The following is a 19,325-nucleotide window of genomic DNA, read 5'->3' as shown; positions in this document are numbered from 1 at the left end:
CTGTAGGATTCGAACCTACGACCCGCTGATTAAGAGTCAGCTGCTCTACCAGCCTGAGCTAAGGAGGCGGAAGGGGCGGAGTATAGCACGCGCGGTTGCTCATGGCGTGTTCATCGCTTGCCGTGGCACTGCTTGTACTTCTTGCCGCTGCCGCAGGGACAGGGTTCATTGCGACCGACGGTGACTGCGGCCCTCGCGGGTTCCTTGCCGGCACCGGGCGCCGGGCGCGCTGCGCCGGGGACACCGGCTCGGTCGGCCTGCTCCAACTCACGCTGCTGTCGCGCGGTCATGCCGGGCTCGGCCGAGGGAAGCGGTGCGATCGGCGCGCGAGGCGCCATCGCGGCGGCCGCCGTGGCGCTGCCCACCCCCGGCATGGGGCGGCTGAGACCGCCTGCCGGAAGCGGCCGCACCGGCGCGACGCCTGCCGCCGCCGGAGAGGCCTGCGCAGCCGGTGCTGCGGGGACTGGTGCCGCGGGGCGGGCCGCCTGCGGCACGAGGCGTCCCTTGAAGATCACATCGACGATCTTCTCCTGGAGGTTCGTGTTCATCTCCTCGAAGAGGCTGGCCGCCTCGCGCTTGAACTCGATGCGGGGGTCCTTCTGGCTGAAGACTCGGAACCCGATGGCATCGCTCACGCCGTCCATCGCGCGAAGATGGTCCTTCCACGCGGTATCGAGCATCTGAAGGATGATCCAGCGCTCGAAGTGGGTCAGCTCCTGGCGCAGCAACCCGCGGAGGCGCGTTTCGACAAAGGCCTCGGGATCAGCGGCGCAGGACTCGCGCTCGATCTCCCCGAGTTGCAGCATGCACTCGCGCTCGAACCACGCCGCAATCTCATCGACAGTGCGGCCCTCAGCGAGACACTTCTCGGCACGCTGGCGAATGCGAGTGTCGTCCCAGCGCTCCGCCTCCTCGACCAGCAGGCGCCGGAGCTCCTGCGGATTGGTGCTCGGCAGCGCTTCCGGAGTCCACGGGAGACCGTAGCGGCTGCGCACCCAGGTGCAGAACTGCTGGATCGCCATCTGTGGATTGCTCGGCATGTTCACCGTTGTGAACTCGAGCGCGAAGTCGATCGGGTAGCAGAGTTCGCGCTGGCGATAGAGCTTCGCCGCCTGCTCGAGCAGACGATCGGCAGCAACGCCGGGGTTGGGGACGCCGACGAAGGTGTCCGCAGCCACTTCCGTTCCGAAGACGCGCTTCGCCCAGTTGGCCAGCTCGCGCGCGCCGAAATCCTCGGCGAGGAAGGCCGACAGCGGCTCGAGATCGATCGTGGTGAACTTCGCCCGGGCGGACTCCTCGATGCACTCACGCACGCCGCTGCGATCGCCGCTGCGAATGAGCTCGACCGGAACCTCGGCGCCGTAATTCGTCCTGGCCCAGTTGCGAAGGCCCTCGACATCGAGGTTCGATTCGGGCATCGCGTCATCGGAGTCCTCGTCACCCGCTCCCTCGACGCCCATCGACTCGTCGCTCATGAACTCCTTGACGGTGGCCATGATGACATTGGTCGCGTCCTCCGTCACCTCGTGCAGCACGAAGCGGCGCAGATCCACGGGGTCGCGGGTGCGGATGCGCTCGGCATCAATGAGCACATTGAAATGCTGGTGAATCCACTCGGCGATGCACTTGGGAACATGCGTCGGCCCGAGATAGGTCTCCGCTGCGTTGCGCACAGCCTGCTCGCAGCGCTCCCAGACCAGTTCGCGCACCTGGCGGCCTTCGACGACTGGCTGCCGCATGGCGTAGAACTTGCGGCGCTGATACTCCATCGGCTCGTCGTACTCGAGGATGTTCTTGCGGATCTGGAAGTTCCGCTCCTCGACCTTCCGCTGCGCCTTCTCGACAGCGCGGCTCAGCATGGGTGAGTCGATCGCGTCGCCCTCCTTCATGCCGAGGTGACTCAGCAGGGAGAGTGTCTTCTTCCCGGCGAACATTTTCATGAGATCGTCGTCGAGGGAGAGGAAGAAGCGGCTTGAGCCACGGTCGCCCTGTCGACCGGCACGACCTCGAAGCTGGTTGTCGATGCGGCGGCTCTCGTGGCGCTCCGTGCCGATGATGTGCAAGCCGCCCATTTCTTCGACGGTCCGGTAGATGGCCAGGCGATGGGTGAGGAAGCCTCCGGTGGCATCAAGCTCGAGGAGCAGTTGCTCTTCGCTCATGGACGCTCCCTTCTTGGCGGGAATGCCGCGGAAGCGCTCCGCCCAGTGGACCAGCAGCTTGTGCCGGACCTGCTCATCTGACCACTCGGCGACGGCCGAAGCCTCGAAGCGCGCGTCGGTGAGCGCGAGATGGCGCCAGATGCGGTGAAGCACCTCGTCGTCACTCATCTCCGGGTTCACATCCTTCGGGGCGAGACCGCGGCGCTTCCAGTGGTCGATGAGCGCCGGGCGCTCCACGCGGCCGAGCTTGATGTCGGTGCCTCGGCCGGCCATGTTCGTTGCGATCATGACCGCGCCGAGCTGGCCTGCGCCCGCGACGATCTCCGCTTCGCGCTCATGCTGCTTGGCGTTGAGCACCTCGTGCTTGATCTGATGCTTGCGAGAGAGCATCTGCGCGAGCATCTCGCTCTTCTCAACACTCGTGGTGCCGACGAGCACGGGGCGACCGATGTCGTGGAAATGCTTGATCTCCTCGACAATCTGCTCCCACTTGTCCTTGCCGGTGAGATAGACGAGATCGTTCCGATCCTCGCGGACCACGGGGACATTGGTCGGAATCGTGACGACATCGAGCTGGTAGATCTCGTAGAACTCGGTGGCCTCGGTGTCCGCGGTGCCCGTCATGCCCGCGAGCCGCGTGTAGAGCTTGAAGTAGTTCTGGATGGTGATGCTCGCCATCGTCTGCGTCTCTTCCTTGATGCGCACCCCCTCCTTCGCTTCCACCGCCTGGTGCAGGCCATCGGACCACTGGCGGCCGATCATCTTTCGGCCGGTGTTCTGGTCGACGATGATGACGCCCATCTCGCCCTGGTCGTCGGGCGCGACGACATAGTCGCGATCGCGCTGATAGACGGCGTGCGCGCGGATCGCCTGCTCCAGCAGGTGGGGCATGTCGATGTGCTCGCCGACATAGAAGCTGCCGACACCCGCCATGCGCTGTGCTTCGGCGATGCCTTCGTGGGTCAGGTTGGCCCGCTTCTTGTCGAGTTCGACCTCATAGAACTGCGTGTAGCGATCGCGCGCCTGCTCGAGGCCGGGAAGTCGCGCCTTCGCCTCGGCCATCTGCTGCTTGAGGGCGGGGATGGTGCTCCGATCGCGCGCATTGCGGATGTCTCCTTCGAGACCGGCGATCTCACGCAGGCAGCGCTGGACCTCTTCGTTCGCGTCGTTCCACTTCGCCTGCTTGGCGACGAGATCGCGGGCGATGCGATCCGCGAGCTGGTAGCGGGGCTGCTCGCGCTCGGCGAGGCCCGAGATGATGAGCGGAGTCCTCGCCTCGTCGATGAGGATCGAGTCGACCTCGTCGACGATCGCGAAGTCGCGCCGCTTCTGCACCTGGTCCTCCGGACGGAGCTTCATGTTGTCACGCAGGTAATCAAAGCCGAACTCGGCGGTCGTGCCGTAGACGACATCGCAGCGATAGGCGCCTCGCTTTTCCTCGTGGCTCTGCATGTGCATCGGATGAATGGCGCCGACGGTGAGCCCGAGCGCACGGAAGAAGGGGAAGACCCAGTCGCGGTCGCGCTGCACCAGGTAGTCGTTCACGGTGACGACATGGACCTGCTTCGACTCGAGAGCCGCCAGATAGCTCGCGAGCGGGCCGACGATCGTCTTGCCTTCACCGGTCTTCATTTCGGCGATCTGCCCCTCGAAGAGCACCATGCCGCCGATGATCTGCACATCGAAGGGGCGGGCGCGGAAGGGGGGGCGGCTCTGCGGGTAGAGCTCGCGCACGGCTTCATAGACTCCGACGGGAATGTCGACGAACTGCCACGCGGCGATCGGCGCTCGGCAGCCGAGCAGGTCACCGGTCGGATCGCGTGCGACCGTGGCATCCATGATGGCACGCGTCTCCTCGTAGAGGCGCCGCGCCTCATCGGGCAGGCGCGCCGGATCGAAGCGCTGCTCCGCGGGGAGATCGGGATTGAAGATGTTGCGAATGCCGACGGCTCGATCCATCGCCTCGCGGGCGACGGCGAGCGCTTCGGGCATGAGGTCGGCGAGGCGCTCGCCCGCGGAGAGACGGCGGCGGAAGTCGGCGGTGCGATCTCGAAGCTCGGCGTCGGTCAGGCGTCGAACCTCGGGCTCCTGCTGCGAGACCTGGCGCACCACGCGAAGGTAGCGCTTGACCATGCGCTGATTGCGGGTGCCGAAAATGAGCTTGGCGAGCTTGGTAAAGACGGGAACGGGCATGGGATGAGTCCGTGAGAGGCGATCAAATGTGCCCCGCGCCGAAGCGGAAGGGCCTGCGGAAGTTCAGGTTGAATGGGGGAAACGCCGGCCATCGGGCCGGGTGGAACGCTCGAACTCAGACCTGCCCGGGGGGAGGGAGGTCGAGCGTGCGCCATGCGGCGGGAGCGCGATCAGCGCCAAGATCGAGCGGACGGGCGTCGATCGATGCGACATGATGACCGCAGCGCGGGGCGGGCGGCGGCGGTTCAATCTGTCGTTCGGCGTGGTGGGCGAGCGCCATCGGCGCCGCACCCATCAGGCGCGAGGTTCGAACTTCGGCCGCCAGCGGCGCCAGCACCATCAGCGTCAGCAGCACGGCCAATCCCGCGGTGACGGGAAGAGGCGAGGAGACCGAAGGGCTGCGTCGCGAAGGGCGTGGGTCGGGGCGAGACATGAAGTCCAGAGTGCACGGTAGCGAGTGGGGTGGGGGATGGTCAACGCCCTCGCCGCCCACACGCCGGTAACAGACCCTCTTTCGCCGCACACCGAGGGGCGTTGCGGTCGAAGGGGTCAGAAACTCACTCATCGGCCGGCGGTGCCCGCGACCGTCAGCGGCCGTGATCGCAGGGTTCGGCCCATGGCCGTCGACTCCTGTCCGGACTCTCCGGAGCGAATGAGCTCGATGCGGTCGATGCTTCCGGGAATCTCCTCACCACCGCCGTCGGCCCATTCGAGGATGACCGACTGACGGCCCGGTCGATCGACGGTGACGGTCCCGAGCGTCACCCCGCGTGCATGGCGCCCCTGTGAGACGGGCGCATCAAAGAAAGCGCCACCGATGGAGAGCCGCAGGACCCTTGGACCGCGCACAGCGCCGTGGAAGCGCACCTCGAAGGTGCCGGGCTCATTGAAGATCGCATCCCAGCGCAGGCGATCATCGGCGAGCACGGTCGTTCCGCTCCCATCGGGCGTGAGCGCGTTGCCGATCAGTTGGCCGAGCACGCGCGGTCCGACGAAGCGGGCATCGACGGTTGAGAATCGGAGGCGACGGCCCGCCTCGGTCACCGCGAACCCGCCGAGTTCAAGTTGCGTCAGTCGAGGAAGGTCGAGCGGCCGCTGCGTGAGCATCTGCTGCACGCGTCGCTCGAGTTCATCCATGGGAAGAACGAGCGTCATGGTCCGATCGACACGCGCGAGGTTCATGCCCACCAGTCGGCCTTCGAGGTCGACCACGGCGGAGCCGCACTCCTCTGGCTCAACGCTGCCATCCTGCTTCAAGACGCGGGTCCGATGGGGAATCGCCCGGCTGATGTTGCCGCGCGTGTTGGCTCGATCGCGCACGCGCGCACTCGGATGGCGCCGGTCGAGCACCATCTGGACCCATCGCTCCTCGCCGTTGCGCTCGAACTCGAGTGTGATCGTGTCGCCGACCTTGAGCGCCGCAATGCGCTGCGGCAGTTCGCGTTCAGAGGTGATCGGTGATCCGTTGAAGCGGATCAGCACATCGTCCCGCTGAAGACCCGCTCGCGCTGCGGGGGTTCCCGGCACGACCGTCTGCACGCGTACGCGGCCCGCGTCACGACGCCACCCGAGCCCCATGAAGGGGCGGCCATCGGCGTCTTCCATGCGAGAACCTTCGAGCGACAGAGTGCCGGTCGAGATGATGACTCCATCAGGCCCGACATTGGCGAGGAGCGCACCGGGTGAGGGATCGCCGGGAGCAATTCGAGCAGCAACAGGAGTCTCAAGTCCGGGTGCCTGCAAGAGGAGCAGATCGGCGTCGGGGTCGTAGCCGATCCGCGTCGCGGGAAGACGGCTTCCATTGTGAATCGCCGAAAGAGGTGCAATAAACCCGACCTCTGACGCCTTGGTCACCAGGGTTCCGTCGGGGCGCACGGCAAGGGCGAAGGCGCGGCGCCCGCCTTCGCCTTCGATGGCGACGACGGAGGCGCCGACCGCTGCGCCGAGAGGCCGAAGCGACTCGAGGCGATCACCCGCGTCGCGCGAGCGTCGCGGAATGCGCGCATCGCCCGCTCCGGCACCGAGCGGTCCCGAGACGGTCTCAACTTCGAGTTCGGAGAACTCAAGCAGGCGCGACGGGTCGCCGTCGAGCATCGCAACGGCGCTTGCCCAGTTCCAAAAACTCTTCCAGCCGCAGCGGGAAGCGATACCGACGACGCGACCATCGAGGTCGAGGATCGGACCGCCGGAGTCGCCCGCTTCGAGTGGCGCATCGAAGCGGAATCCACCGCCCGATGATGCCTCGCTCCAGACCGTGCCTGCACGAACCACCGGAGGACGAACCGACGCGGCAAGTCGCTCACTGTCGGAGAGGCGGCGCGCTGCCCCGGAGTCGACCTGCCAGCGGGGCAGGGCGTCGCCCTCGCGAACTTCGCCATCAGTGGAGTCCTCTCCGTCGCCATCGATCCAGAGGCCTCGAGGATGACCGAGCACAACAATCCACTCGCCGACGGTGGGAAGGCGCCGCGAGATCTCGACGGTGGGCAGCGTGGCGCCGTTGGTCTCGAACTCCACGAGACCAAGATCAACACCATCGCTCATGGCCGTCGCGACGGAGCGACCGTTGAAGTGGCGACCATCGGGAAGAACCACGGAGCAGAGTCGATCGGGGTCGCGCGTGACATGACCGCAGGTGAGGACGAGCGCACGGCCATTCTCATGTCGCACGATGACTCCCGACCCCGTGCCGCGACGACGACTCTCCTGGTCCTCGAAGATGAGGCAGACGGTGGCCGGTCGATGTCGCGCAGCGACCTCGATCACAGACTGCTCAAGCTCGCGCGCTCGGGCGACCTCAGGGGAAGCCTTGGCGCTGCCCGCGGCATCGAGCGCTGGCACGGCGGGCGACGACGGCTGGCACCCGCCGACCGTGGAGAGGCCCGCGGCACCACCGAACAGTGCGAGGGCAGCAAGCAGGCGCTTCGACAGCCATCCCCATGGTCGCGGCCTCGAGGTTCGCCGTGGAGAGGGTGTCATCATGGGAGGTGTTTCGCCGAATCGCGTTCCCGGGTTCACCTACGCGGTGGCCATTGGGCGTGTGGGGGCGGAACTCGGCGTGACAGCGCCGTTCACACACTCTCGTACATGCATGGCCTGACTCGGATTCGAACCGAGGACCGATCGATTATGAGTCGACTGCTCTAGACCGCTGAGCTACCAGGCCGGAGGCAGCCCCATGTCGCGGCCGAGCGCACCCGGCAGCGGGTGTTGCGCGGCTGTTGGACACTCACCGGGCTGTCGCCAAAGAGCGTAGCACCGGATTCGGCCGCTGCGACTCGAGCGGACGAGTGGCAGCACTGTTCGGGACTCTCTGCGAGACTGTCCAGACGGCGGATCGACGCCGACGCTCGGGTGGCTCTTGCGCCGCCATCAAGCGAGCGAGTCCCCTCGGTGAGCAAGGATTGAAGCGACGCATGAGCAGAACGGAACTGGCATTCGAAGGTCTTCGCGAGCGGGGACGGTCCACGGTGATTCCCTTCATCGTGGCGGGAGCGCCATCCATGGCGAGCACGGCGTTGACCATCGAGTCGCTGGCTGCCGCAGGCGCGGAGATCATCGAGATCGGCGTGCCCTTTTCCGATCCGATCGCCGATGGTCCCGTGATCGCCGAAGCCATGAAGGGCGCGATCGAGCACGGCGCTACGCCGCCCGCGCTCTTTGCGATGCTGGCTGAAGTGCGGCCGAAGGTGGATGCGGCGCTCATCCTGATGGTGAGCGCGTCGATCGTCGAGCGCATCGGACGGGCGGAGTTCATCTCAAAGGCGAAGGCTGCAGGCGCCGATGGGCTGATCGTGCCGGATCTCGATCTCGACGAGGCCCCCGATCTTGCGGAGCGATGCGGAAGGGCGGGGCTCGACCTGACCCTGCTCGTTGCGCCCGCGACGGGGCGGGCGCGCCTCGAGCGCATCGCGAGCCTCTCACGCGGCTTCATCTACCTGCTCTCGCGGCAGGGGGTGACCGGCGCGGCCGCGTCCCATGGAGCCAGCGAATCAGGTGGTTCATCGATGACGGTCGCGGACGACGATCTCGCGCGACGCGTCGCGGAAGTTCGCCATGTCTCCCGCCTACCCATCGCCTGCGGCTTCGGCATTTCCTCGGCCATCGATGTCAAGCGGGTGACGAAGGTCTGCGAGGGAGCCATCGTCGGCAGCGCGCTGGTCCGCGCCATGGCCGAGGCGAAGTCACCCGAGGACGCCGCCGCGCGCGCCACGGCGCTCTATCGATCGCTTCGAGGCGCGTGAGGCGCCCGAACCGCGCGAAGCGTCTGAAACTCGTGATGCGTCTGGATCGCGTGAGGCACCCGAAGTGCGTGAGGTGCCCGAACCGCGCGAAGCGAAAGAAGCGTGTGATCGCCCCAAACGAGTGAAGCGACTGAGGCACGCGAAACCCGTGTGGCATCCGAGGCACCGAACGCGCCGGACGAAGCCGACCGTCGCACACGGTCGGACCGCGCTCTCGGATCAATAGCGCCGGAGCACGCCGATCACAACACCCTGGATCTGGCACTCATCGACAACGATGGGCGGAAACTCAGGATTGGCCGGCTGCAACCGGATCTGGCCGCTGCGTTCCTTGAAGTAGCTCTTGAGCGTGGTCTCGCCATTGGGAAGCAGGGCGACCACGCGCTCGCCGTTGCGGGCGTGATTGCGCTGCTCGACGATGACATAGTCACCATCGAAGATGCCCTCATCGCGCATGCTCATCCCCTCGACCTGAAGGGCGAACAGCGTTCCTCGCTGCCCTCGGCGCGGCCCGAAGATCTCCTCGAGGCGCAGCTCCTCGGATTGCTCGAGGCGCTCGATCGGCATGCCTGCGGCGATCCGCCCCACGAGCGGGAACGCCGTCGCCTTCTCTTCGTCGGGCAGGAGGGCCGAGTCAGGTATGGACAAAGAGCGTGCCCTGTTCGCACTTCGGTGCAGGGCGCCCTTCTCGATGAGAGCCTCCACATGCTCGAAGACCGTCACCTTGCTGATCCCGAGCTCGTCGGCGAGTTCTTGCATGGTTGGAGAGAGGCCGTGGCGGCTCCGCCACTCGCGGACCAGCTTGAAGACTCGGAGCTGCTGCGGGGTGAGATTGATGGTTCGTGGAATCCGGTTCATGGGAATGGCTCAGGGAAGATGCACGGCTTGGGAGGGGCGGAACGGCTGACTCACTGGAGTCGCGCGGCGTCGCAGCGCCGCGAGTTTGAGGAGCGGAATGAACGCCAAGGACGAACGCGGCAAGCGCCACCATGGCCCGGCCTGCGGCCAGAAGAAGCGATCGGCTAGCGGCATCTGAATCGGCCACCAACGGCTCGATCCTGCGCAGGCTCTCGCTCGAGAGGTCGAGGTTGAAGTCACCTCCAGGCCCCAGTCGAACCAGCGGCGGCGCCTCACTCGATGGTGAGGAACGATCGGCCGACTGAGGACGACGGGCGAACGAGAGATTGGCTGTGGCAGTTGTGCTGACCATGGTTGTTCGGACTCTGATCGGCTGGCCGGCAGCTCAGACCTCACATTTCGTTCGGTAAATGTTACCCCATCGGAATCCGAACAGCAGGGCTGCAAGCAGATTTTTCTGGGTCCCCGGCCGAATCGGCCCACCCTCCGGCCGCTCCGCCCCTGACAGGCCCCGCGCCGCTCGGCGGCCGCGGCCGGCTCTACCCTCCCACCCATGCCTCAGGCCATCGCACCGCCGGCACCCCTCTGGACCGGCGAATCGGCTCCCGCCTTCCTACTTGACCCATCCATCACCTACCTGAACCACGGCTCCTTCGGGGCAGTGCCGGTGGAGCTCATGGACTCCCAGGAGCGCTGGCGGCGAGCCATCGAGTCGCGTCCCATCGAGCTCCTTGGTCGGCGGGTCTCCGAGTTGATGGCTCCCTCGAAGAGGGCCGTCGCGGAACTTCTTCACTGCCAGCCCGCCGAGGTCGGCTTCGTGACGAATGCAACCGAGGCGATCAACGGTGTGCTCGCGTCGCTTCAGTTCGAGCCGGGCGATGAACTGCTCACGACCTCGCATGTCTACAACGCCATCCGGCAGGCGATGAAGTGGACGGCGAGGCGCTGGGGCGCCTCGGTGCGCGAGTGTCCGCTGCCGTTGCCGTGCCGCTCAGCGGATGAGCTCGCACGCACGATCATCGACGCGCTGCGACCCGAGACACGCCTGCTCGTCATCGATCATGTCACCTCGGCGACGGCGCTCATTCTCCCGATCGAGCCGATCATCGCCGTGTGTCGGCAGCGCGGCATTCCGCTCCTGATCGATGGCGCCCATGCGCCGGGCATGATCCCGGTGGATCTCGCGGCGCTCGATGCGGACTTCTACACCGCCAATCTGCACAAGTGGCTCTTCGTGCCGAAGGGCTGCGGCATTCTGCGCGTCTCGGAGGCGTGGCGCTCGCGCATCCATCCCGCGGTCGTGAGCCACTTCCTCGGCGAGGGATTCGAGCGGGAGTTCGACTGGCAGGGCACCCGCGACATTTCGCCCTGGGTGGTTGCGGCCGAGGCGCTCGACTTCTTCCGCCGCCTGGGTCCGGAGCGCGTCATGAGTCACAACCATGCGCTCGCATGCTGGGCCCATGCGCATCTCTGCGAGCGCCTCGACTCCGAGCCGCTCTCGCCCCTCGATGGGTCACTGCTCGGCTCGATGGCCACAGTGCGCTTGCCGGAGCGCTTCCGACCGAAGTTCGAGAGCATCGAGGCGCTTGGGGCGCACCTCTACGAGAAGGAGCGGATCGAAGTGCCAGTGATCGACTTCGAGGGCCACTGGCATGTTCGAGTGAGTGCGCAGATCTACAACCGACCGCATGACTACGAGCGACTTGGTGAAGCGCTTCTCCGCGCCGCGCCTGCGTGAGAGGGGCCCTTCGAACGAAGGCTCCACTGACGGCGGCGACCCCGGCGAGTTTCACTCAGGCAACGACTCGGCAGGGGAGCCGGAAACCGACGGGTGCTCTTCGATTGAAGGCTCTCCAGGCGGCGTCGGCTCCGGCGGCTGCGGCTCGGCCGGAGGCGCTTCGGCGGGTCGAGACTCAGGTGCCCGGGGAGCCGGATGCTCAGGAGCCGTGATCCCCGGCGGAACGGCTGAGCGGGCCTCCGCGTGTTGACGCTCCGACGATTCGAGCCGCGCGAGCGCCTCAGCCTGGCGCTGCTTGAATGGAACATACTCCTCGTTGAACCACTGCCACCACGCGCGCATGTCGTAGCCGAGGTGCGCGGTGCTCTCACCGAAGTCGGCACTGGTCATCGAAACGAGCGCTTCGTGCAGGTCGGTGCGATAGGAGTAGGCGACCGCATCCTGCACGCGAAGCACCACACCTTCATACACCGCGCCGATCACCGGGGCGAACGCACCGGAGTTGTCGCCGACAATCGGCACGACATTGGCGACATAGGTCTTGGTGGTCCCGATCGCGATCCACGCAAGATCGCCGCCTCGTCGGACGGGATCATCGGCGACCTGCCCGAAGATCATGGGTGGAATCGCCGCGAGCACATTCAGGTTGCCCGCCAGCGCACCCGCCGAGTTCACGATGTCGTGGGTGGTATGGCGGAGCGCCGCATCGATGACCCGCAGCGCCGCATCGCACACGGGCCGACGAATCCGCTCCGTGGCGGCCGCCCGCTGCGCGGGGTCGCGATCGGTGATCGCGATGAACGCGAGCGCCGCCTGACCTTCGGCTCCGCACTCGGCGAAGTGATCGAGAAGGGCCAGCCTCGCCCACGGTGCCGCACGGGAGAAGGCCTGAATGAGCGGCTCGAATGACGCCGGATCGTTCATGGCGCGAAGGGCGTTCATGCCCGCCTCGCGACGATCGGGGCGATGAGAACGGAAGTAGCGCTCACGGATCTCGCGGGCACGGTCGGCGTAGCGCCGCTGCTCCGCGCGGCCGCCCCAGAGCATGGCCGTCGGATCGCCCGGTGGTTGAGTGATCGGAGGGACACCCCCGGTCGACGGAAGCGGCACCAGCAGATTCGGCGGGATGGCACCCGGGCGACTCTCCTGCGCAGCGTGCGTCGTCGCATCCGCGCCGAGCGCGACGACGGAGGCGGAGAACACGGAGCCTGTCGGCATCGCAGACATGGTGGCCGCGGCGGCCATGGTGGACATCGGCGACCTCGTGGTCATCGTTGACATGGCGAATATCGCGCCAACAACCATGGCCGGGAACTGCATTGAGTTGATCCTCACGCGCCGCATCCATCCTTAGGATATCCACCCATGAGCGAGGCTCCGACGATCTACATGCAACTCGGCGAGGAGGCCTTCTGGCGCATCGCCCGGGCCTTCTATGCGCGCATCGAGGCGCATCCCCGACTTCGCCCGATGTTCCCGACCGACCTCACCGAGCCCATTCGCAATCAGGCGGAGTTCCTCATGCAGTACTTCGGCGGCCCGCACACCTACAGCGCCCGGAAGGGGCATCCGCGGCTTCGCCTTAGACACATGCCCTATCGCATCGACCTTCAGGCGCGCAACGACTGGGTCGAGTGCATGCGAGGTGCGCTCGCCGATGCGCAGATTCCCGACGACATCAATGCCGCCATGATGCGCTACTTCGAGAACACCGCGACCTTCATGATGAACGCGCCGGATTGACGAGAGGCGCTGATCGCGCCGGGGACAACTCAGCTTGCGTTGGTGATGATGAGCCCGAGTGACGCCACGCGCGATCGCGCCTCTTCAGCGCCCTGCCGGGTGGGGAAGGATCCAATGCGCACCACCCAGAACTCGCGCCCGCCCGTATCACGCGTGCGCTGCACCCGCGGCTCGCCGAGGCCCGCCTGCCGAGCCTGCGACGCGACTTCATTGGCCCGTCGACGGGCGTTCGCTTCATTCTGGAAAGCGCCCGCCTGAAGTGAGAAGGGGCCGGACGCCTGACTTCGAGCCGCTCCACCCGCCGAAGAATCAGACCCGCGTGACGGAGGCGCTCCACCTGCGCTCGCAATCGGCGTCGACCCCGTCGAGGCGATGCCCGACATGTTCCCGGTGACCCCCGCCGTGCCTGCAGTGCGCTCCGCGGCATAGCGGTCGGCGACATCGGCATACCCGAGGACACGCGATCGCTCCTCTCCGGAGAGCCCCTTCGCCGCCTCGCGATAGAAGCTCGCCGCATCGCGCCAGCGGTTCTGGAGCACGCGCACATCGCCCATCATGATCCTCGAGTCGGTGACGAGACGCGGATCCTGGCTCCGCTCCGAAGCCATGAACTGAAGCTCGGCCTCGTCGAGTTTCTGCATCTGGTACGCGGCGAGCCCGGCGACCCACGCCGCCTGCTCCCGCACCGGGCTCGTGGAGCTGCGGGCCAGCGTTCGGGCGCGCTCATAGGCCTGCGGATACCGCGCCTCGCGATAGTCGTCGACCGCCGTCGCAAGCTCGGGCGACGCGGCCATCTTCACCGAGGTCAGGCTCGAGCCCTCGGGGGCCTTCTCGTTCGTGGCGCAGCCGGGCAGAGGCAGAAGCGCCAGTGCCGCAGTGATCACTCCAGCAAGTCCGTTGGCGATTCGCATGATGTCTCCGTATCGTATCGGTTGACGGGCGAGTTGCCTCCAATGAGATTGCTCCGCCAGATCGAGCGCAGGCTCCTGCTTCGGCCCTGGAAGGTCCTCATCCACGATGACCAGCGGGCGTGGCGCGCCATCACCCTGCTGATGGCGGCGTGGCACCTGGCCCGCGAAATCGACCAGCGCACCCGGCGTTCGGCGGTGGGCATCATGCTCCCGACTTCGGGCCTCTTTCCCGCCGCGGTGCTGGCGAGTTGGATGACAGGCCGGGTCATCGTGCCGCTCAACTACCTCCTGTCGCCGGATGATCTCCAGTATGTCGCCACCGACTCCGGCCTCGACACGGTGGTCACGGTGCAGCCGATGCTCGACTTCATCGGCGGCCTGCCGACCGGGGTCACGCCGCTCCTGATGGAGAAGGTGAACTACAAGGGGCTGCCCCGACCACGGCTCGGCCCCTCGCGCGGCGATGATGAACTCGCCTGCCTCCTCTACACCTCGGGCACCTCGGCGCGACCGAAGGGAGTCATGCTCAGTGCTGGCAACCTGGCGAGCAATGTGAGCCAGTGCGTCGAGTGGGCGAAGTTCGACTCGCGCGATGTGGTCCTGGGAGTGCTGCCTCAGTTCCACTCCTTCGGCCTGACGGTGCTGACGCTGCTCCCGCTCGCCGTCGGAGGCACGGCGGTTTACACCGCGAAGTTCGTTCCGAAGCGCATCCTCGAACTCGCGGGACAGCATCGTCCGACGGCGCTGGTGGCGATCCCCTCGATGTACAACGCGCTGCGGTTGCTCAAGAGCGGCACAGCCGCGGACTTCGCCTCGCTGCGCTACTGCGTCTCAGGCGGAGAACCGCTTCCGCAGGCGGTCATGGAAGGCTTCCGTGAGCGATTCGGCATCACCATCTGCGAGGGCTATGGTCTCACCGAGACCTCACCCGTGACCAACTGGTGCCGACCCGATGAGTATCGCTGGCGCAGCGTCGGTCGCCCGCTGCCCGGAGTCGAGCAGCGCATCGTGGGCCCGCAGGATGAAGTCCTGCCCGCTGGGGAAGATGGCGAGGTGCGCATCAAGGGACCGAATGTGATGCTCGGCTACCACAACCTGCCCGAGCAGACGCGCGACGCCTTCGACTCGGAGGGGTATTTCCGCACCGGCGACATGGGGCGCTTCGACGACGATGGTCACCTGCGGATCACCGGCCGGATCAAGGAGATGCTCATCATCGCGGGTGAGAATGTCTTCCCCCGCGAGATCGAGGAGGTCCTCAATCGCCATGACGCGGTCAAGGATTCGGCGGTCATCGGCATGCCCGACGGCAGTCGCGGCGAAGTGGCGCTGGCGTTCGTCGAACTGAAGGAAGGCATGCAGGCGACCGAGCATGAACTCCGCGCCCACTGCCGCACGCAGCTTGCGCAGTTCAAGGTGCCGCGCGAGGTCCGGGTCCTGAGCGCCCTGCCTCGCAATGCGACCGGCAAGATCGTGCGTCGTCAGCTCTCGCCCGCGACGGCGGCACCACAGGAGCGCTGAGTCGCCACGCGAGAACGCGCGAGCGCGCCAGGCTCAGCAGGGACCCCATGCACCGAGCAGGATGGCGATGTCGGCGCCATTCACCACGCCGTCGTCATTCAGGTCGCCTTCGCCGGCCGCGCCCCAGTTGCCGAGCAGGATCGCGAGGTCGGCACCGTTGACGATCAGGTCACCATTGAGATCCGCGGGGCATGGGCACGCATCCTGGCCAAGCTCCACCAGGGAGAGCAGGCCGCTGCCCGAGGCATTCTGCCGACCTCCGACGCGCACAAGGTAGCTCTCTCCACAGACGGCATTGAACTCGACGGTGCTGAAGGGTCCGAGCGAACAGGAGGGATCGACATCGTTGCAGGCAAGCAGCGCCGTCGGCGGACACTGCGCGCCTGCGTAGACCGCGAGGCGCGTGTTGAAGGTCGCGTCGATGCAGGTCGTGACTCGCACCGGCCCGGAGACGGAGGCCGTGTAGCTGAACCAGATGTCCTTTGAGAAGGTGAGGCCTGTCCCCTCTTCGCAGGTCGGCGGAAGAGCGGGCCCGTCGGTGCCTGCGCCGATCGTGGTGAAGGGCGTGACGCCTGGCGCGAGCGGCACCGCATTCGCGCAGAGATCGTTGGCGGGCACCGGCGGCGAGCAGAGATCGGCCGCGAGCAGCACGCACGCGGAGTCCCACTCCGACTGGCAGCAGAAGGGATCAATGCCGCACACCTGTTGGCAGCACCCCGTTGGAGAGCCGCATCCCGGTGTGAGGTGCGGCACGAAGCAACTCTTGGATGCATTGCCGCAGGAGAGGGCGCAGCCATTCACGAAGGAGATTCCCACCAGATAGCGTCCATCCGCGCAGGGGAATGGATCGACCTGGCCGATGGTCGGGAAAGTCCCCGCACTGGCCACCACCCAGTACTTGCCGGCGGGCACGCAGAGCGTCACCGACTTGGCGAGCGTGTTCTTGCTCTGGACGAACGCAACGGCCGTGCCGAGCGTGGTGCACTGGCCGATCGGCGGCGCAGGAATCAGTGCCGCCCACGCGAGCACCTTGCTCGTGAGCGTTAGCGTCGCCGTGATCGAGTTGCTGCCCGATCCCAACTGGGCGACGAAGATGTCCACATCGGCGTCGATGGAGCCATCTGGCAGTTGCACGGCGAAGAGGCGTGCGCACATCGGGATGTTCGGGAAGATGGACTGGCCGACCACATTGTCGCCGGGGTTGAAGCAGAGATCGTTGAGCTTGATGCCGCAGGGCTCGGTTTCCTGCGTGGCATTCGAAGGGCAGACGACATTGCAACCGCCATAGCAGTAGCAATTGGCCGCCGAAGCGCAGGACTGGTCCCACGACACCTGGCAGCAGGATGGGAAGAGACCGCAGATCACCTCGCAGCACGCCGCATCGGAGCAGCCGCCCCCTGGGTGCGGTTGGTTGCAGGGGCCCGTCGCGCTTCCGCACTCTCCGGGTGAACCGCACGCAATGAACGCCTTCTGCACGCAGAGGGAGTCCCACATCTGCGAGCAGCAGAAGGGGTCGGTTGCGCAGACGGCGGCGCAGCACTTCGGATCACTGCACGCGGGGTTCGCGTGCACACTGAAGCAACTGCCCGCCGTGGCCAACCCGCAGACGCCGATCTCCAGGCAGACACTCTCGGCGAAGGAGACGCAGCTTGAGTCCCAGACCACGACGCAACACGCGGGATCGAATCCGCAGACCTCCTCACAGCAGGCCGCCACGCTGCACCCCGGTGAACCGTGGGGCTCATAGCAGGGGTTGTTGCTGCAGAACTGGGCCCACGCGGGTGACGCGGCGGTGCCGATGGTGAAGGCGAGAGCGATGACGGCAGGGCTGCGTGATGGGAAGGACATGTGGGGATCGATTCGAGAGGGACTTCGCGGAGGATCCTAGGTTCTTCGTGAGTCGATCAACGGAGCATGCCGCGGTCGGCCGCGCAGTGCAAAAAGAAAGGCCCCCCGGCAGAACGCCGGGGGGCCGTTGATCCCATTCAGGATCGCTCGGACGGTTCTGGCTTACGGGCAGTTCGGGCCAGTGAGCCAAGCGCCGAGGACGAGGGCAATGTCAGCACCGTTGACGAAGCCGTCACAGTTGACATCGCCAGGGCCGCCGACCGGACCACCGCCTGCGGGGTTCCAGTTGCCGAGCACGACCGCGATATCCGCACCATTGACGCAGCCGTCATTGGTCTGGTCCGGATTCTCGAAGCACGAGATCGGGCAGGAAACCGTCAGCGAGTAGTCATTGCTGCCGCTGCCACAGGGGAATCCGCTGAACGCGTTCGGAGCAGCGAAGACCCAGTGAGTGCCGGCGGGCAGCGTGACGGTGAACGACGCAGTGCCGCAGAAGTTGGACACGGCGAACGGATCGAGGAACGAAGCCGTCGCGCAATCCGTGCTGTTCACGATACCGATGACCATCGGGAGCTGGTTGGAGATCGTGACGGTGATCTCGGTCGTGTCAGCCAGTTCGAGGATGTACCAATCGGTGTCGCGGAAATTGCCATCGGCCCATGCGGTGCCGCAGATGGTCTCATTGCAGCTGATGGAGCCGAAGTTGGTGGAGCCGAGGAAGCAGATGTCCGGGCAGAGCTGGTTCGCAGCGCCCGAGCACAGGCCGTCCCAAGCCACATCGCAGCAGAACGGATCGGCTGCGCAGACCGCATCCTGGCAGGCCGGATCGTCGCAGCCAGCGCCGCCCCAAACGATGCAGCAGTTGCTGGTGCCACCCTGCGGAGCATTGCAGCCACCGTTCTCATCAGCGCCGCAAGCCTCACCCTCGGGGGTGCCGACGCAATCGAGCGGGCAGGCCGGAGCGCCGCAGAACTCGAACGCCTCGTTCACGCAGATGCCATCCCACGCCACCTGGCAGCAGAAGGGATCGATTGCGCAGACCAGGTTGCAGCACGCCTCGTCGCTGCAGAACGGACCACCAGTGGTGTAGCAGTCGTGGTCAGAGTTGCCGCAGGCCGGCGGGAGGCACTCATCGCCACACTCGACGGTCAGGGCGTACTCGTTCGCGCCGCTGTCACAGGGGAATCCGCTGAAGCCATTGGCGCCCGCGAAGATCCAGTGCACGGTCGGCGCGAGGCAGACGGTGAAGCTGGCGGAGCCACAGTAGCCGGAGACCGCGAACGGATTCAGCGAGCTGGCCGTCGCGCAGTCGGTGCTGTTCACGATACCGATGACCATCGGGAGCTGGTTCGAGATGGAGACGGTGACCGTGACCGGCGTGGAGAAGCCACTGAGGTCAAGGACGAACCAATCGGTGTCGCGGAAGTTGTTGTCGGCCCAAGAGGTGCCGCAGATGGTCTCGCCGCATGAGATCGAACCGAACTGCGGCGGGAAGGTGAAGCAGATGTCCGGGCAGAAGTCATTCGCCGCCGCCGCACAGATGCCGTCCCAAGCCACATCGCAGCAGAAGGGATCGAACGAGCAGATGGTGTCCTGGCAGTTCTGATCATCGCAGCCGATGCCGCCCCAGGCGAAGCAGCAGTTGCTGGAGCCACCCTGGGCGACATTGCAGCCGCCGTTGGTGTCGGCGCCGCAGGGCTCGCCCTCGCTGGTGCCGGTGCAGGAGAAGGGGCATTCGGGCACGCCGCAGAACTGGAACGCCTCGTTCACGCAGATGCCGTCCCAGGCGACCTGGCAGCAGAAGGGATCAACCGAGCAGACCAGCGAGCAGCAATCCTCGTCGGTGCAGCCGGGGCCGCCCGTCGAGTAGCAGTCGTGATCTGACGGCGGGCAGGTGAGCTCACAGCCGCAGTTCGCGACTGCCGCGTTCGCGCAGATGCTGTCCCACTGCACATTGCAGCAGAACGAGTCGAAGCTGCAAATCAGGTTGCAGCAGTTCTCGTCGTCGCAGCCGGGGGTGCCGTTGGCAACGCAGCAGTCGCCAGCGCCAGCGTTGCAGGCGGGATTGCCGCCGCCGCCGCCATCGCACACTGCGCACTGCGCGTTGGCCGCG

Annotated in this window: 12 protein-coding genes and 1 tRNA gene; 4 read left to right on the top strand and 9 right to left on the bottom strand. The window is 66.3% G+C overall.

Translation table 11 applies throughout. From position 1 onward, the window contains the following. Nucleotides 1-110 precede the first annotated feature (110 nt). From secA to KF724_13480, 4 genes are all read right to left on the bottom strand, one after another. Nucleotides 111-4,352, bottom strand: a complete 4,242-nt coding sequence (gene secA, locus KF724_13495) for a preprotein translocase subunit SecA (GenBank protein MBX3356703.1) — start codon at nucleotides 4,350-4,352, stop codon at nucleotides 111-113. Nucleotides 4,353-4,467: 115 nt separating this feature from the next. Further along, entirely contained in the window at nucleotides 4,468-4,707 is a 240-nt protein-coding gene (locus tag KF724_13490) for a hypothetical protein (protein ID MBX3356702.1), read from the bottom strand. A 206-nt stretch (nucleotides 4,708-4,913) separates the two neighbouring features. Continuing rightward, nucleotides 4,914-7,328 carry a trypsin-like peptidase domain-containing protein gene (locus KF724_13485; GenBank protein MBX3356701.1) on the bottom strand — a complete coding sequence of 805 codons (2,415 nt, stop codon included), beginning with the start codon at nucleotides 7,326-7,328 and terminating at the stop codon, nucleotides 4,914-4,916. Between the two features lie 113 nt (nucleotides 7,329-7,441). Beyond that, nucleotides 7,442-7,515 (bottom strand) — tRNA-Ile (locus KF724_13480). Between the two features lie 250 nt (nucleotides 7,516-7,765). Here KF724_13480 and trpA point away from each other — a divergent pair. After that, nucleotides 7,766-8,593 carry a tryptophan synthase subunit alpha gene (gene trpA, locus KF724_13475; protein ID MBX3356700.1) on the top strand — a complete coding sequence of 276 codons (828 nt, stop codon included), beginning with the start codon at nucleotides 7,766-7,768 and terminating at the stop codon, nucleotides 8,591-8,593. A 219-nt stretch (nucleotides 8,594-8,812) separates the two neighbouring features. Here trpA and lexA read toward each other — a convergent pair whose 3' ends face one another. Continuing rightward, nucleotides 8,813-9,451 carry a transcriptional repressor LexA gene (lexA, locus tag KF724_13470; GenBank protein MBX3356699.1) on the bottom strand — a complete coding sequence of 213 codons (639 nt, stop codon included), beginning with the start codon at nucleotides 9,449-9,451 and terminating at the stop codon, nucleotides 8,813-8,815. A gap of 553 nt (nucleotides 9,452-10,004) precedes the next feature. Here lexA and KF724_13465 point away from each other — a divergent pair. Continuing rightward, entirely contained in the window at nucleotides 10,005-11,189 is a 1,185-nt protein-coding gene (locus KF724_13465) for an aminotransferase class V-fold PLP-dependent enzyme (GenBank protein ID MBX3356698.1), read from the top strand. 51 nt (nucleotides 11,190-11,240) lie between these two features. On the opposite strand, the gene KF724_13460 is transcribed toward KF724_13465, so the two are convergent. Beyond that, entirely contained in the window at nucleotides 11,241-12,443 is a 1,203-nt protein-coding gene (locus tag KF724_13460; protein ID MBX3356697.1) for a hypothetical protein, read from the bottom strand. Between the two features lie 111 nt (nucleotides 12,444-12,554). Between KF724_13460 and KF724_13455 the strand changes: the two genes are divergently transcribed. Continuing rightward, nucleotides 12,555-12,932 carry a hypothetical protein gene (locus tag KF724_13455; protein MBX3356696.1) on the top strand — a complete coding sequence of 126 codons (378 nt, stop codon included), beginning with the start codon at nucleotides 12,555-12,557 and terminating at the stop codon, nucleotides 12,930-12,932. A gap of 29 nt (nucleotides 12,933-12,961) precedes the next feature. Here KF724_13455 and KF724_13450 read toward each other — a convergent pair whose 3' ends face one another. Then, the gene (locus KF724_13450) at nucleotides 12,962-13,843 is read right to left on the bottom strand and encodes an SPOR domain-containing protein (GenBank protein ID MBX3356695.1); all 882 of its coding nucleotides are present in this window, start codon (nucleotides 13,841-13,843) and stop codon (nucleotides 12,962-12,964) included. Between the two features lie 42 nt (nucleotides 13,844-13,885). On the opposite strand from KF724_13450, the gene KF724_13445 reads away from it, so the two are divergent. Continuing rightward, complete coding sequence (locus KF724_13445; protein ID MBX3356694.1) at nucleotides 13,886-15,364, top strand: AMP-binding protein; 1,479 nt, start codon at nucleotides 13,886-13,888, stop codon at nucleotides 15,362-15,364. Nucleotides 15,365-15,397: 33 nt separating this feature from the next. Here the strand turns inward: KF724_13445 and KF724_13440 are convergent, their stop codons facing one another. Both KF724_13440 and KF724_13435 read right to left on the bottom strand, forming a co-directional pair. Then, complete coding sequence (locus tag KF724_13440; protein MBX3356693.1) at nucleotides 15,398-17,212, bottom strand: hypothetical protein; 1,815 nt, start codon at nucleotides 17,210-17,212, stop codon at nucleotides 15,398-15,400. Between the two features lie 162 nt (nucleotides 17,213-17,374). Then, nucleotides 17,375-19,325, bottom strand: a 1,951-nt coding sequence (locus KF724_13435) for a hypothetical protein (GenBank protein MBX3356692.1), incomplete at its 5' end; no start/stop codon positions are given.

The sequence above is a fragment of the Phycisphaeraceae bacterium genome (assembly GCA_019636735.1).
GTDB lineage: Bacteria > Planctomycetota > Phycisphaerae > Phycisphaerales > SM1A02 > VGXK01.
Note: the sequence above shows the minus strand (reverse complement) of the source record. Positions and strands in the feature narration are given on the sequence as shown.